General features: G+C 59.6%; 13 protein-coding genes and 1 pseudogene. 4 read left to right on the top strand and 10 right to left on the bottom strand.

Features of this window, described 5'->3' with window-relative positions:
- Positions 1-65: 65 nt before the first annotated feature.
- Positions 66-497 carry a hypothetical protein gene (locus EN859_RS11690; RefSeq protein WP_127851411.1) on the bottom strand — a complete coding sequence of 144 codons (432 nt, stop codon included), beginning with the start codon at positions 495-497 and terminating at the stop codon, positions 66-68.
- A 308-nt stretch (positions 498-805) separates the two neighbouring features.
- Positions 806-1081: a hypothetical protein gene (locus tag EN859_RS11685; protein WP_127851412.1), complete on the bottom strand. Its 276-nt coding sequence runs from the start codon at positions 1079-1081 to the stop codon at positions 806-808.
- 180 nt (positions 1082-1261) lie between these two features.
- On the opposite strand from EN859_RS11685, the gene EN859_RS11680 reads away from it, so the two are divergent.
- On the top strand, positions 1262-1465 hold the full coding sequence (locus EN859_RS11680) for a DUF2934 domain-containing protein (RefSeq protein ID WP_127851413.1): 204 nt from the start codon (positions 1262-1264) through the stop codon (positions 1463-1465).
- A 317-nt stretch (positions 1466-1782) separates the two neighbouring features.
- On the opposite strand, the gene EN859_RS11675 is transcribed toward EN859_RS11680, so the two are convergent.
- Both EN859_RS11675 and EN859_RS11670 read right to left on the bottom strand, forming a co-directional pair.
- Positions 1783-2001 (bottom strand): hypothetical protein, encoded by a 219-nt coding sequence (locus tag EN859_RS11675; RefSeq protein ID WP_127851790.1) that lies wholly within the window; start codon positions 1999-2001, stop codon positions 1783-1785.
- 341 nt (positions 2002-2342) lie between these two features.
- Positions 2343-2627 carry a hypothetical protein gene (locus EN859_RS11670; protein WP_189501879.1) on the bottom strand — a complete coding sequence of 95 codons (285 nt, stop codon included), beginning with the start codon at positions 2625-2627 and terminating at the stop codon, positions 2343-2345.
- A gap of 262 nt (positions 2628-2889) precedes the next feature.
- Between EN859_RS11670 and EN859_RS11665 the strand changes: the two genes are divergently transcribed.
- Positions 2890-3903 carry a ribonuclease Z gene (locus tag EN859_RS11665; RefSeq protein ID WP_127851414.1) on the top strand — a complete coding sequence of 338 codons (1014 nt, stop codon included), beginning with the start codon at positions 2890-2892 and terminating at the stop codon, positions 3901-3903.
- Here EN859_RS11665 and EN859_RS11660 read toward each other — a convergent pair.
- Both EN859_RS11660 and EN859_RS11655 read right to left on the bottom strand, forming a co-directional pair.
- Positions 3891-4365: pseudogene (locus EN859_RS11660) on the bottom strand (metallophosphoesterase). The gene EN859_RS11665 and the pseudogene EN859_RS11660 sit on opposite strands and share 13 nt — an antisense overlap.
- A 605-nt stretch (positions 4366-4970) precedes the next feature.
- A complete protein-coding gene (locus EN859_RS11655) occupies positions 4971-5219 on the bottom strand; it encodes a hypothetical protein (RefSeq protein WP_127851415.1) in 249 nt (82 codons plus the stop codon).
- A 235-nt stretch (positions 5220-5454) separates the two neighbouring features.
- Here EN859_RS11655 and EN859_RS38075 point away from each other — a divergent pair, with 235 nt between their 5' ends.
- Positions 5455-5616 carry a hypothetical protein gene (locus EN859_RS38075; protein WP_189501876.1) on the top strand — a complete coding sequence of 54 codons (162 nt, stop codon included), beginning with the start codon at positions 5455-5457 and terminating at the stop codon, positions 5614-5616.
- Positions 5617-5675: 59 nt separating this feature from the next.
- Here EN859_RS38075 and cysN read toward each other — a convergent pair whose 3' ends face one another.
- The 4 genes from cysN to EN859_RS11635 form a co-directional block, all read right to left on the bottom strand.
- Positions 5676-7583: a sulfate adenylyltransferase subunit CysN gene (gene cysN / locus EN859_RS11650; RefSeq protein WP_127851416.1), complete on the bottom strand. Its 1908-nt coding sequence runs from the start codon at positions 7581-7583 to the stop codon at positions 5676-5678.
- A complete protein-coding gene (cysD, locus tag EN859_RS11645) occupies positions 7583-8488 on the bottom strand; it encodes a sulfate adenylyltransferase subunit CysD (RefSeq protein WP_127851417.1) in 906 nt (301 codons plus the stop codon). Before cysD ends, cysN begins: the two co-directional genes overlap by 1 nt.
- 135 nt (positions 8489-8623) lie before the next feature.
- The gene (locus EN859_RS11640; RefSeq protein WP_245525539.1) at positions 8624-10444 is read right to left on the bottom strand and encodes a nucleoside-diphosphate sugar epimerase/dehydratase; all 1821 of its coding nucleotides are present in this window, start codon (positions 10442-10444) and stop codon (positions 8624-8626) included.
- 641 nt (positions 10445-11085) lie between these two features.
- Positions 11086-12033, bottom strand: a complete 948-nt coding sequence (locus tag EN859_RS11635) for a glycosyltransferase family 4 protein (protein WP_189501874.1) — start codon at positions 12031-12033, stop codon at positions 11086-11088.
- Between the two features lie 9 nt (positions 12034-12042).
- Here EN859_RS11635 and EN859_RS11630 point away from each other — a divergent pair, with 9 nt between their 5' ends.
- Entirely contained in the window at positions 12043-13749 is a 1707-nt protein-coding gene (locus tag EN859_RS11630; RefSeq protein ID WP_245525538.1) for a glycosyltransferase family 4 protein, read from the top strand.
- The last annotated feature ends 160 nt before the right edge of the window (positions 13750-13909 follow it).

Below are 13909 nucleotides of genomic sequence, written 5' to 3'. Positions count from 1 at the left end.
CTTGAGCTTTGGCGGCTAAACGCTAAAGAGAGCGATCAAGCCTTGGTGTCACCGTGCGCTGCGCGTCAATGCACTATTTTTGCCCTTAGCCAAGCGAGAAATCTGTTTCCGCTAATTGTCCGACGAACTCTGGCGGCAGCCCAGCGCGCTTGCATCGTAGCGCCGACATGGCAATGGCAGACGATGTTGTGCAACTGCCAGTCACTCAGTTCGAAGAAGCGCTTTGCCTCGCCGTAGGTATCGTCTTTCAGGCCCATTGCGCGCAAGACAGGATCCTCATAGGCAACGGTAATTGGCGACCCCGCGCCACGCGCTACAGCACGGGCCTCAGGGCTCAGATATTCGGTGCCTGGAAGTGCTCCGAGGCAGCGCCTTGGATTTTGTTCGAGAAGTTCTGCCCAACGCTCGATCCGCTGCGTTCGAGTCATGATCGGGTATGTCGCCGAGGGCTCAACTTCCGCAATTGTCTGCAGTTGGTCGAGTGTTTGGTGTTTCATGGTCGGCTCCTATGAAAGGTCGAAGTGCCCCATGCCCTAATGGAAAATTATCGCGCCTCGACGCGCTGACAAGGCCGCAATCGCGCGGCAGGTGCCAGAGACCGCGACGACCAGGGTAAGGCGCCAGTGCTGGCCAGCCAGACCGCAGGCGTTGCACGCCCTGGTCTGCAGCCGTGACGACCTGGTGCCCAGCGGCTGAAGGTGTTTGTTCCCCCGGGGCAAGCTCACATCTCTTGCCGCGCAAGTTATGTCGTTGGAACCGGCGCTGGCGCCGTTTTGGCCGAGACCAGCAGAGAACGCTTTCGCGGTCACTTCTTCACGTAAGCGCCTGGATGGCGGCCACTCTTCGAAGCCGTTGCATCCTTGGAACGCTCCGGACGTGGGGCGGCCTGCTTGGGCGGGTTTTGTCCCTCCGATTGACGGGTTTTGTCTTCCACCTCGCCCAGCTTCCGTGTCAGGCCCATCCCGCCAGCAGGTTTTTTGTTGCCCGCCGCCTCTTGAGAGAATTGATCCGAAGCGTCCGCATCTTTCTTGGCCGGGTACTTGGTCGCGCCATGTTCGTAACGGGTTTCGTTTTCCGTCATCGCGTCTCTCCTGTTGCATGACTGTTAAACATTCCGGTGATGGTCCGGGTTCCCGGCTGCTTTCGGCATAGTCGAAGCAGGAGAAGCGCCCGTTGCTCCGCCCAAGTAGGGAACGGCAACTTTCTCACAAAACGGAACTAACCGCTGATCCCAGGATTAAGAGCACCAGGAGGCATCATCATGGACAGAGTAGAACGTATCAGGCAGCGAGCCTATGAAATTTGGGAACGCGAAGGCCGTCCGAAAGGCCGAGCGCGCGAGCATTGGGATCAAGCGGTGCAGGAGATCGAGGCAGAGGCGTCCGAAGACGACCGCGGCCCAGTCGCACCCGATCCAACCGTTGGCGCTGGCTCCGATGCCGACAATGGCACCACCAAACCCTGATGACGAGCCGAAATAAACCCGAACCGGATGCTGCGTTTCGACTTCCGTCTAGTTTGGGTTGCAGTGCACCGGGCCGAATGAGCGGCCCTAACACCCAAAGAAGCCGCCATATTGCTTGATGTGGCGACGACGTCGCTCTCAGTTCTGCCTAGGCAATCAGATTGCCGGACCGGACGATCTCGTAATGCTCGATGGCTTCCGCTGCTGCGACCAATACGAAATCGAGCGCAGAAGCACCCTGATGGTTCCTCGATGATATCTGAGCCCTCTTCGGTGATAACATCGATCGCGGGCAGGTCTTGCCACCCGCAACCGGCTCAATCGATCCGCCTGATGCGGCCCTTTTCGAGGTGAAAGACTCCGTCCCCTCCGCCCTGCTTCTCAAAATCGGTTAGCAGATCGTCCCATGTCCCCAGGAATTCGCCGCAGTCATCGCAAACAATCCGGTCGTCGGGACCAGCGTCGGCGGGAATCCTCAGCCTTACGGTGAGGCAATAAGGGTATTCCAGTTGGTGGTCGAGATATTGTTTGGTCATGGGCGAACACAAGAATGCATCCCGCAATATGCCCTCTGCAACCTACCCGCGCTGGCCTGACGAGCTTTGGTAAAAACGTACCCGCGACCTTTTCCATCGGTCGGAGGCCGCTCCGGCGCCCCCGGTCAGCTGGGATGCTTCTTTCGTGACTGCATCGGCGGTCCGGGTGGCATCAGGGCGATTGTTGCGATCCGCCCGGAATAAGGAGAGCGCCCTCATTGGGTCCCGAATATTCAAAGCCGATAAAAAAAGCTGCAAGAATTAGCGCGCAGATGATTGCAATTGCCACCAGTGCGGTTCGGGACAACGGCCTACGTGGTTCGCGGTCTTGCAACACTGAATCAATCCGCTCTCGAATTCGAAACCGACGGAAACGTGAGATCAGGAGACATCGGACCGTCAAAGTCCATCAGTAGACGGAGGCCACCCGGATTGGGCTGTCGGGGGACATTATCCGACGTCAGTTCACCCCGATTGAGTCTTGCGATGGCTTCGTCGGCTTCGCTTTCGTCAAGGCCGGAAAGCGGCAAGCCGTCAATCATGACGGCTTCCTCGCTGTCGCCGTCATAGACCTCCCAGAGGCCGTCCGGATCCTGCCGTTTGTCGTAAGTGGTTGGCATGGTCACTCCGCAAGGCGATCTAATCTGGCTTCACCGGTTGCCCCAAACAACTCAGACCGCCAGCGGTTGTTCCCGATCACAAGTGCGTTGTGAGAGAACGCAGAGGATGAAGAAGCGTTCAGACTGGCTTGGCTCACTCGCCACTTCCTCCGTCATTTCGACGAAATCCGCCGGAACTCTTATCGGCAGCGTGCGGTTAGAGGGGATCGACGGAAGGTCCAGGTCGCGTCCAAGTGGCGAAATTCCAAAATAGCATTGGGTGGCTTCAATGACGTTGCTGGTTCAGCCACGTCTGGTAAACGAACCCTTCTCGGATGCGGGGCTTCTTCTGGACTTCCGGTTCGGCAGCCGGGCGGTGCTCTTCGATATTGGCGATCTGTCGCCGCTCTCGCCACGTGAAATCCTACGCCTCAGCCACGTGTTCGTATCACACATGCACATGGATCACTTCGCCGGCTTCGATCGGCTTCTGCGGTTATTTTTATACAGGAACAGCACGGTGCATTTCTTCGGCCCGCCTGGGTTGACCGCGGCCGTTGAAGCCAAGCTCAACGCATACACTTGGAATCTCCTCGACGATCATTCCCACGACTTCACGATAATCGCCTCCGACTGGGCGCCGGCCGGATTTCTTCATTCTCGCCTCTTTCGCGCGCAATCAGGCTTCGCTCCGAAGGACTTGCCGCCGATCCCGGCTGAAGGAAATATCCTGCTCGATGATCCCGATTTCCAAATTGAAGCAGCAATGCTCGAACACGGCGTTCCATGCCTCGCATTCGCGTTTCAGGAAAAGATCCGGGTCAATGTGCAAAAACGGCAACTGGAGGCATTGGGTTTGCCTGTCGGACCTTGGTTGAGCGAAGCCAAGCGCGCGATCCGGCGCGGAGCCGATCCGGAAACGACGCTCGCCCCAACGGCGGATCAACGTATCTCGGTCGGCGAACTCCTCGCTGCGGAGGCTTTGAGGACTGGCCCTGGACAGCGGATCGTCTATGCGACCGATCTCGCATTCAATGAAGCAAATCTTGAGCGTGTGGTTGCACTTGCGCGCGGTGCGGGCCAATTGTTCATCGAAGCAGGCTTCCTGCACGAAGATCGCCGGCTGGCTGACGCGAAGCGGCATCTCACGGCAGCCGAAGCCGGCACAATCGCCAGGCTTGCCGATGTTGGGCATGCCGTGCCGATGCACTTTTCGCCCCGCTATATCGGACGCGAGAATGAGCTACACGCGGAGTTCAGGGCAAATCTTATCGCCGAAAGCGCTCCTGATCACTCGCCTTGAATATCTTGGCGAGCCGTCCGTCGACGTCGGCTTGCAAGGATGGCGGAAAGGGTGATCGGACGAAAATCCCAGCGATCGACGCCCACGTCATACTGGCGTGTAAGCGGGCTCAGTCTGCCGTGGGAATGGCCATGCAGATTGATCGATCTCTTGCCAATCTGGTGTCAGTTCCTTGTAATGTTGTGTACTGGTCCAGCCTGACGCGTCGATTGTCGCAGCGCTATCATTGTTGCCGATGATCAAATGCTTCCGGCCCTGAAGAGACGACAATAGCGAAGAAACAAACTCGGCCGATCCCTTGGCAAAATCGCCGAGGTGCCAGATCTCGTCGTCCGGGCTCACAGTTTCGTTCCAGAACGAAATCAGCGTTCGATCGTGCTCTGCCAGCGAGCCGAACGGGCGGCGATCGATACGCAGAATGCGGGGATCGTTGAAATGCGTATCGGCCGTGAAATAGATCATGATCAGGAACACGAAAATCACCACCGGCGCAAATGACAGGCCGCGAGATCAGCATAGTAGGTCTCCGTCAGGGTTGCATCGCTCCATTGCGATAGTGATCCCAACGAGAGTTTTTTGGAGAGTTCCGTTGGACAGAAATCGTGATCAATGGGTGCCAATGAGGAGGCATCACCTACCTCCTGATGGATGCGGTCGATGGCAACGCTGCAGCAATACTGATGCGAGTCCGCCAATAGCCGCAGTTTCTTGACTCTTCCTTGGAACAATATCCGCTGGTGAGGGTTGGAATGCAGTCGTTCTACTCGACGACTGGAAAGCCGTTCGCTCGGCTTTCGGATCAGAGGCCCCGCGCTTCCTCCCCGCGGGGCCTTTTCTTCCGCTGCTACGACTTTCACGGATTCGTGCATTCCGCTTTCGATCCTCCGTGGATCAACTCGGATCAAAGTCGCTCGCGGCCGAAGCCGATGGGTTTCTCTCATCGATGTCACTGGCTTATGGCAAGACGGCTTGCGCCTGATATTCGCCGACGCTGATTTAACGCGTGGGGAAGCCACCAGCGCTAGGGACGTTCGTCACCGTCTGGCTCGGCTGCAGAACGTCGTCGCTCATGGCTCGTCGATATCTTGCTTCGAGGGGTTGCGCGAAATAGCGCGTTCCTCGTCGTCGTCAGGCAGCGCTTCGTCGCTATCCTGGTAGGCATTGTCGTCGTTTTCCTCGGGCAGGTCACCGCCCTTCTCGTCGCCATTTCCCGGCCCGCCATCGGGCAGAATCTTGGCGCCTTTGACTGCGTCCCAATCCTGCTGTTCGATTGTCGGACATTCGGAGGTATCGTCCGGTTTTTTGCGCGGTGCCATCAGTTCCTCCTATGCGTCGGTCGCATCGCCCGATGCCTAAACTCTATGGACCGTCGCGTAGTTCCTCCACCGAGCCGCCAGATCGTTTCTTGGGCCGATCGAATGCAGCTCGACCCTGCCCCGCTGCCGGAATTCACCCCGATCCGGCCGCCACTGCGGTCTGCTGCTCTGCCCGGCAGCGGGCTATCACTATGTTAGGGCAAGCTGCGACGAGCATTTGCATAGCCGCAGCAGCATGCGTGTGCAGAAGCGAAATTTACTCGATCACTTCGTCGGCGAGGCGCATTTTGCCGAGGTGCTCGGCCGTCAGTTACCCGAGATCCAGAAGCCGCCCGATGAAACGGACGTGTTCTGCCGAGCTTTGAGGAGCATCATCCTAAGCCGGCGCTGCCGGTGATGAGGACCCCGTATGTCAGCCAACAGTCCGCGTTCGGTCGATGCCTATGGCAGCGGCGTTCAGGAATAGCCGCCCCTGCGCAGCCGGACTTCAAGCACTTCGACCAGGTCTTGCGGCGAATGGCCGGCAGTCTTCAGGTGGATGTCGGCGTTCTGCGGCGCTTCATAGGGAGAGTCCACGCCGGTGAAGTTCTTGATCTCGCCATTCAGCGCTCGCGCGTAGAGGCCCTTCGGATCGCGCTTCGCACACTCCTCGAACGGCGTATCGACGAAGACTTCGACAAACTCGCCCGGCTCCATCAGCTCACGCGCCATTTGCCGCTCGGCACGGAACGGCGAGATGAATGAGACCAGCACTATCAGCCCGGCATCCGCCATCAGCCGCGCCACCTCGGCGACACGTCTGATGTTTTCGACGCGATCGGCCTCAGTGAAACCAAGATCGCGATTCAGCCCGTGGCGGACATTGTCGCCGTCGAGGATATAGGTGTGCTTGCCAGCGTCATACAGCTTCTTCTCGAGCAGATTGGCAATGGTGGACTTGCCTGAGCCCGACAGCCCGGTGAACCACAATACCGCCGGCTTCTGACCCTTTAACACAGCGCGCGACTTCCGATCGATGTCGAGTACCTGCCAGTGCACATTCGTGGCTCGGCGCAGCGGATGCAGGATCATGCCGGCCGCGACCGTCGCATTGGTCATACGGTCGATCAGGATGAATGAGCCGGTGTTGCGGTTCTCGCCGTAGGCGTCGAAAGGGATCGGCGCTTGCGTTGAAATGTTGCAGACGCCCACCTCGTTCAGTTCCAGGCCTTTCGCCGCCTGATGCGAGAATGTGTTCACGTCGATGCGATACTTGAGCTCCGTCACTGTGGCGCCCGCCTGGCCGGTCTCGGTGTGCAGAATGTAAGAGCGACCGGGCAGCAGCGCATGTTCATCGAACCAGATGATATTTGCCGCGAATTGGTCGGCGACATTTGGGCGCGCCATCGGTGCAACCAGCATGTTGCCGCGCGATACCTCGACCTCGTCCTCCAGCACCACGGTCACCGCCTGACCTTCGACCGCACGCGCAAGATCGCCGTCATGCGTGACGATGCGTTTGATGCGCGAAACCTTGCCGGACTGGGCGACGACGACCTCGTCGCCCTGCCCTATCGAACCCGCGGCGATCGTGCCGGCGAAGCCACGGAAGTCGAGGTTGGGCCGGTTCACATACTGGACCGGGAAGCGGAAAGGCGCGCTCTGCGGGATCGCGTCGACGACGATCGATTCGAGATGATCGAGCAGCGTCGGCCCGCAATACCAGCGCATCCGGTCCGAGCGCTTGGTGACATTGTCGCCGTAGCGCGCCGACATCGGGATTGGCGTAATCGAGGCAAAGCCGAGGCTCGAGGCGAAGGCAGCGTATGTCGAGGCAATCTGCTCGAACACCTTCCGGTCGAAGCCGACGAGATCGATCTTGTTGACGGCAAGCACGACGTGGCGGATGCCAAGCAGAGAGGCGATGATCGAATGCCGCCTGGTCTGCACAAGCACGCCCTGACGCGCATCGATCAGCACGACCGCGACATCGGCCGTCGAGGCGCCGGTCGCCATGTTGCGGGTATATTGCTCATGCCCCGGTGCATCGGCTGCAATGAATTTGCGTTTCGGCGTCGCGAAGAAACGGTAGGCGACGTCGATGGTGATACCCTGTTCGCGCTCGGCCTCGAGCCCGTCGACCAGCAGCGCGAAATCGATGCCGCTGCCGTCCGTGCCGTGCTTTTTGGAGTCGCGTTCGAGCGCCGCAAGCTGATCGTCGAAGATCAGCTTGGTGTCGTAGAGCAGCCGACCGATCAGTGTCGACTTGCCGTCGTCGACCGAGCCGCAGGTGAGAAAGCGCAGTAGCGACTTCTTCTCCTGCGCGGCAAGATAGTCGCGGATGCCATCCGAGCCGGTGATTTCGTTTGCTCTGATGTGCCGCATCAGAAATACCCCTCGCGCTTCTTCTTTTCCATCGAGCCGGCCTCGTCGCGGTCGATGAGCCGGCCCTGCCGTTCGGACGTGCGCGCGGTCAGCATCTCGCCGACGATATCCTCGAGGCTTGTCGCGTCGGAATCGATCGCACCGGTCAGCGGATAGCAGCCAAGCGTGCGAAAGCGCACCATGCGGTTCTGGATAACTTCGTCCTGTCGCAGCTTCAGGCGATCGTCATCGACCAGGATCAGCATGCCGTCACGCTCGACCACCGGCCGTTGCTTGGCGAAATACAGCGGAACGATTGGGATGTTCTCCTGCAGGATGTATTGCCAGATATCGAGCTCGGTCCAGTTGGAAAGCGGGAAGACGCGGATCGATTCGCCTGATGCGATGCGGGTGTTGTAGATCTTCCACATTTCCGGTCGTTGGTGCTTCGGATCCCAGGCGTGCTGGGCGTTGCGGAAGGAGAAGATGCGCTCCTTGGCGCGCGATTTCTCTTCGTCGCGTCGCGCCCCGCCGAAGGCGGCGTCGAAGCGATATTTATCGAGAGCCTCGCGTAACGCGACGGTCTTCATGATATGGGTGTAGTTGTTGGAGCCGTGGTCGAACGGGTTGATGTTGCGGCGCACGCCGTCCTGATTGGTATGAACGAGCAGCTCGAAACCGAGCTTTGCCGCCATCTCGTCGCGAAAGACGATCATCTCGCGGAACTTCCAGGTCGTATCGATGTGCAGGAACGGAAACGGTGGCCTGGCGGGATAAAAAGCCTTCATCGCCAGATGCATCAGCACGGACGAATCCTTGCCCACCGAATAGAGCATGACCGGATTGGCGAAGTTGGCGGCAACCTCGCGGAAAATGTGGATAGCCTCGGCCTCCAGGCGTTGAAGATGGGTGAGGAGAACTGACACGGTCACTCTTCTTCAAATTGCCTGATCCTTCAGGCAAGCTGCGATGCGATTTGCCAATACCGGATACCCGAAGCTGCCGCGTGCAATCCTGCGCCGATGTTCGGCTCGGCCCAATGTACCCCGTCGCGTTCGGGCTTACGTTTGAAATTCCCTGTCGGTCGTCGACTTGTCGATCGTCGCCCCCTGCAACTGGCTTTCTCCGGCACGAAAGCCCGGCAGAATGCGACGCATCGTGTCGACGACAGCCGCCGTGTTGCCGTCCGAAGCGAAGGTGTGCAGCCGTTCGAATGTATCGTAGAGCACAGGCAGCGGCACAGGCTTCGGCACGGCGCCGAAGACTCCCGGGACCGGTGGCGCGACGCGCTCTTCGCTCTCGTCAAAAAGCTCCTCGAACAGCTTCTCCCCGGGCCGGCGGCCGATGATCTGGATCTGCACGTCGCGGTCAGGTGTGAAACCGGCGAGGCGTATCATGCGTCGGGCAATGTCGATGACCTTGATCGGCTCACCCATATCGAGAACAAAGATTTCGCCGCTTCCGAGTTTCTTCTCAACCGCGTAGGCGGAGGCTTGCAGCGTTAGCTCGACGGCCTCACGGATGGTCATAAAAAAGCGCTTCATTTCCGGGTGAGTGATCGTGAGCGGCCCACCGCGCGCAAGCTGACGCTTGAACAAGGGGATGAGTGAGCCGCTCGAGCCGAGCACGTTGCCGAAACGCACCGTCACAAACCGTGGGCCAGCGATCTCGTTTGCGCATTCCAGGTCGAGCGACTGGCAAAAGAGCTCGGCCAGCCGTTTGGTGGCCCCCATCATGTTCGGCGAATTCACCACCTTGTCAGTGGAAATCTGCACCATGCCGACAGCGCCCCAGCGCCTGACCGCCTCTGCAACATTCATCGTGCCGCAAACGTTGGTGAGTACCCCTTCGCACGGATTGAGTTCCACCATCGGCACATGCTTCAGCGCTGCGGCGTGGAACACAAGCTCCGGTTTATGCTGAGCAAATATGCTGTCGAGCCGCCGCACGTCGCGTATGTCGCATAGATGCGCCGACCGTGGCACGGCGGAAAATTTTTCGGCGAGATCAAGGTCGATCGAGTAGAGGTTGAATTCGCTGTTGTCGACGACGACCAGTCGTGACGGGCCCAGCGCTGCTACCTGTCTTGTCAGCTCGCTGCCAATCGATCCGCCGGCACCAGTGACGAGCACGCGCCGATCGCGGATGAATCGTTGCAGTGCTGCGATATCGAGCGCCGCCTGGGGCCGCTCAAGAAGATCGGTGAGTTCGATCGGCCGCAATTCGAACGCGCTCGCGGCGTGGGTTTTGCGCAACTCCGTGGCAGGGTTCAGCCGGGAGACGACCATGCCCATTCTGTCGGCCTGCTCGATGAGCCGCTCTGCCGTCTCGCCTTTGAACGATGACAGCGGCGCGGTGAAAATGAGATGCCGCGGCTTTTGCTTACGACTCTCGAGACCGGCGATTACCGCCTCGAACTCATCGGTGGTGCCAAGCACCGGCACGCCTCGGAGCATTGCACCGGTCTCGGCAGGTGAATCGTCGAGAAAGCCCACGGGGAGGTATGTGGAAGTGCGATCGCGCTGGAGCGCGCGCAGGTAGAGATCGGCTTCCTGGCCGGGCCCGACCAGTAGGACCGGAACCTGCGAACTCGGATCAGCCACTGTTCCGCGTGATGTCGGCGCTAGAGCCTTGAGGTCCTCCTGGCGGAAGGTGATGCGGACGCCGGCCAGCAGGGATGTGAGAACCATGATCTCGATCGCGATAATCGAGTGGGGAATGATCGCAAAGCCGGAGTACAGGAAAATGGCAGTCATGAACGTCAGCGAGGCGATCAGGATCGCCTGCAGCAGAACGATGTAGTCCGGTATGGAGGCAAATTTCCATTTGCGTTTGTAAAGACCGGCCGTCGGAAACGTGACGGCGCAGATCGCCACGAACACAGGGATCGATCCGGCGAGAGACTTGGCCGCTTCGAGATCGGAAAAGAGCACCTGGGGTCCGAGGCGAAGCCAAGCAGCAAGCAGCAGCGCAAACGCGCTGAGTACGAGGTCCACGGCAAACAGATTTCGATTGCGGATCGTCGATCTCACAATCGCTGCGATCCTTGATCGTATCTCTCGATAGGAGAATCTGCTGCCCCGTTCTCCGATCGGGTGCGCCCCTGGCGCCAAACGCGCGTCACCAACCAAGGTTGAGCTGCGGGACCATTTTGACACCAGATTGCTGTCCGTCATTGTCAGCCCATCGCCAGTTTGCTCGAGATTGGTCGACGCTCGAAACTGGTCGACCCCGCCTGCTCCGGTGAGAAGCACCGTCGCCGAGGCCTGTCCGCCAGCCTCGCAATCATCCTGGGATAATGGTCGGCTCTTGCAAAGAAGCGCGAACCGCAGCGCGTGTCAGTTAAACCCCTCGACCGCTTCCGACTGTGCGCATAGGGCCCTCTCCCGGGCGACGCCGCTTGTCGGGCCTCACCTCCCTTGCCGGCATCCGACGCAGTCAGTGCCAAAGATTGGTCTTAAGGGAATCCGCGCCAGAGGTGGAAGGGCATCGCAAGCCCAACTGCCAGGGGCATCGAGTCCGCTCAACTCATGAACGGCTCTTGCTCCATTTTGTCGCGCAGGTAGCCTCGAGGCCTGACGAGCCGCTGATAGATCGCCGTCAATTCCCCGACATGGGTTTCAACACCATAAGTCGCAAAGGCACGATCGCTGGCAGCTGCGGTAATTCTGCTGCGGAGTTCGGCATCGGTCAGCATCGAGTAGACTGGTTCCACGAAACATTCGGGCCGGTCCGGCGGCACGAGGAAGCCTGTGACGCCATTCTCGATTGCCTCACGATTTCCTCCATCATCTGTCGCCACAACCGGCGTTCCAAGGAACATCGCTTCGATCAAGGTCCTGCCGAACGGCTCGCGGACGGCCGTCACAAGCAGCACGTCCACGGCCTGCATCCAGGGCTCGATCGGATGACGAAACCCCATAAGCCGGATGTGCTTTCCAATGTTGAGTTCCTCGGCGCGCTGCATCACCATCTGATCGAGCTGCGGCGTCTCCATTCCGGGCACGCCGAAGAGCAGGCCCATTACCGGCAGGTCCGGATAGCGTCTGATGAGGGCAGCAACCGCTTCGACGAAGCCGATCGGTCGTTTGCGGTCAATCAACAGCCCGAAATAGGCCAGGAACCGGGTCTCCGCGGCACAGCCGAGTGTCTCGACAAGCATTGCGCGCGCGCGCGTCCTGCCGGTCGCGGTTGGCCGGTCAAAGGGACTGTAAACAACGGAGAGCTTTTGCCCGACACCGACAATCGGCTTTCGTGGCCTGGAGAAGCGTGACACCGTTACAATGTGGCTTGCCGCCAACGGTGCCAGCAGATTTATGCCAAACGCGTCAGGATCGCCGCGATGATGCCAAACCTGACGGGCTCCCGCGAGCCGGGTTGGTAGCGCCCAGACAGCATGGATCCTGCCGTCATTGGTGTGGACGAGGTCCACACCGTGCTTTCTTAGCAACCGGCAGATCGGCGCCGCCATGCGGAAGGCGTGGCCCAGCACGCGCAACCTGATTCCGCCAGACGCGGCGTCTGGATCTCGGAGCAGAAACGCAGCGTCCGGAGCCCTGACGAACGGAACGCCGCGATCTGCGAGATAGGCTGCGACGGGCCCGTCGACGACATGGAGCGCAACGATTGGCGTGACAAGTCTCGGGTCCAACCCTTCGATCAGCTTGATCGCGGAGATGTGGCTGCCACCGAGTTCGTCGCCGATGAAGGGGAAGCAGACGACGATTGGTGCGCTACGCATAAGAAATTGTCCGGTGGGTCGGCCGCCTGCCCGCGTCTTCAGCCCGAACGCCTTCCGAAGGCGAACAGATATCAGCATCACATCACCAATGGGCTTTTGTTGCACGGTTTTCAGGTCAGGAAAATCAGCACTTCCATCACGCGGAGCTCATATGATAGCCATTTCAATGGGAAGGGGTTGCTGTGCTGGCTAAATTCACAGTCATTCGCCGACGTGCTGCGTCGGCTTAGGGGTTTCGAGCCGACGCGCCCATTGCACAGGCCGGAAATGGCGTATTGTGTCGATGGGCTTCCGTCGGGCGACGCACCAGCAGGCCAATTGGAGGAGCAGCCGGCAGGTCGGCGGGTTCGCGTTGCCATCGTTCTTCCGGGCCTGGGCGTAGCGGGGGGCAGCGAACGTGCCGCAAGTCTTATTGCCAACAGTTGGGCCGAGCGTGGCTGGCATGTGACGATCATTACGCTCGAGCGGACCGGCACACCTGCCTACCACGCAATCGCGCCCAATGTGGAAATCGCGCGTCTCGGCCTTCCCCCTGATCGCACCGTTTGGTTCCGCGCCGCATCGTCCTTTGCCGATCGCGTGCGGCTCCTTCGCAGAGAATTCCTTCGTCTTTCTCCTGATGTTGTTATCAGCTTTCTCACCCGCACGAACGTCCTGTCCGTTTTGGCAGCACTCGGCACAAACATCCCGGTCGTGGTGTCGGAACGCAACAACGCTGAGATGCAAGCTTTCGGTCCGGTCTGGACAGTATTACGCAGATATCTCTACCCACGAGCTTTCGGCCTCGTGACAATGACCAAGGGAGCGATGGAACAATTCCCATCCGAACAGCGCGCCCGCAGCTGGGTTATCCCTAACGAAGCCAACCTGCCTACCAGTCTCCGCAAAAAATCTGGACAGAAGATTCTGGCCGCCGTTGGACGCTTGGTGCCTCAGAAGGGATTCGATCTCCTTCTTGAGGCTTTTGCCGGGATAAGCGGATCCCACCCCGATTGGAGTTTGGTGATCTGGGGTGATGGGCCAGAACGCGCACGGCTTGAGGCGAAGCGCGATGAACTCGGCCTTCACGGCCGTGTGCATTTGCCCGGGGTCACGGAGCGGCCAGGTCTTTGGATCGAATCCGCCGGCGTTTTTGTTCTCTCCTCGCGCTACGAGGGCTGGGGAATCGTACTTCTGGAAGCCATGGCGGCGGGATTGCCGGTTGTGTCCTTCGACTGTCGCTTTGGTCCGCGTGAGATGATCACCGACGAAGAAGACGGACTTCTGGTGGCGAACGGCGATATCAATGCCTTGTCCGTCGCGCTTTCCCGGCTATTGGATGACGGGTCCCTGCGCCGGCGACTTGGCGGTGCCGCAGCAATTTCAGCCCGTCGCTTCACGCACCCGCGTGTAATGGCCGGGTGGGACCAAGTCGTTCAGTCCGCCCTTGAATACAACAAGCAGTAAGCCGAACGCGTGCTGCAGACGCGCCGGTGCCGGACTGCCATTCGGAATTCCTGCAAGGAATTTCCTACAAGCGGGGACGACGGGGCATAAATGCCCACTACCTGCCCAGGCTTCTCATGATCCATGGCGTCGGCTAAGATCACAGTCGCCGGGTGGTGAT

This window comes from Mesorhizobium sp. M00.F.Ca.ET.216.01.1.1 (assembly GCF_004010325.2).
Classification (GTDB): Bacteria; Pseudomonadota; Alphaproteobacteria; order Rhizobiales; family Rhizobiaceae; genus Mesorhizobium.
This window is presented reverse-complemented; position numbering and strand designations above follow the sequence as displayed.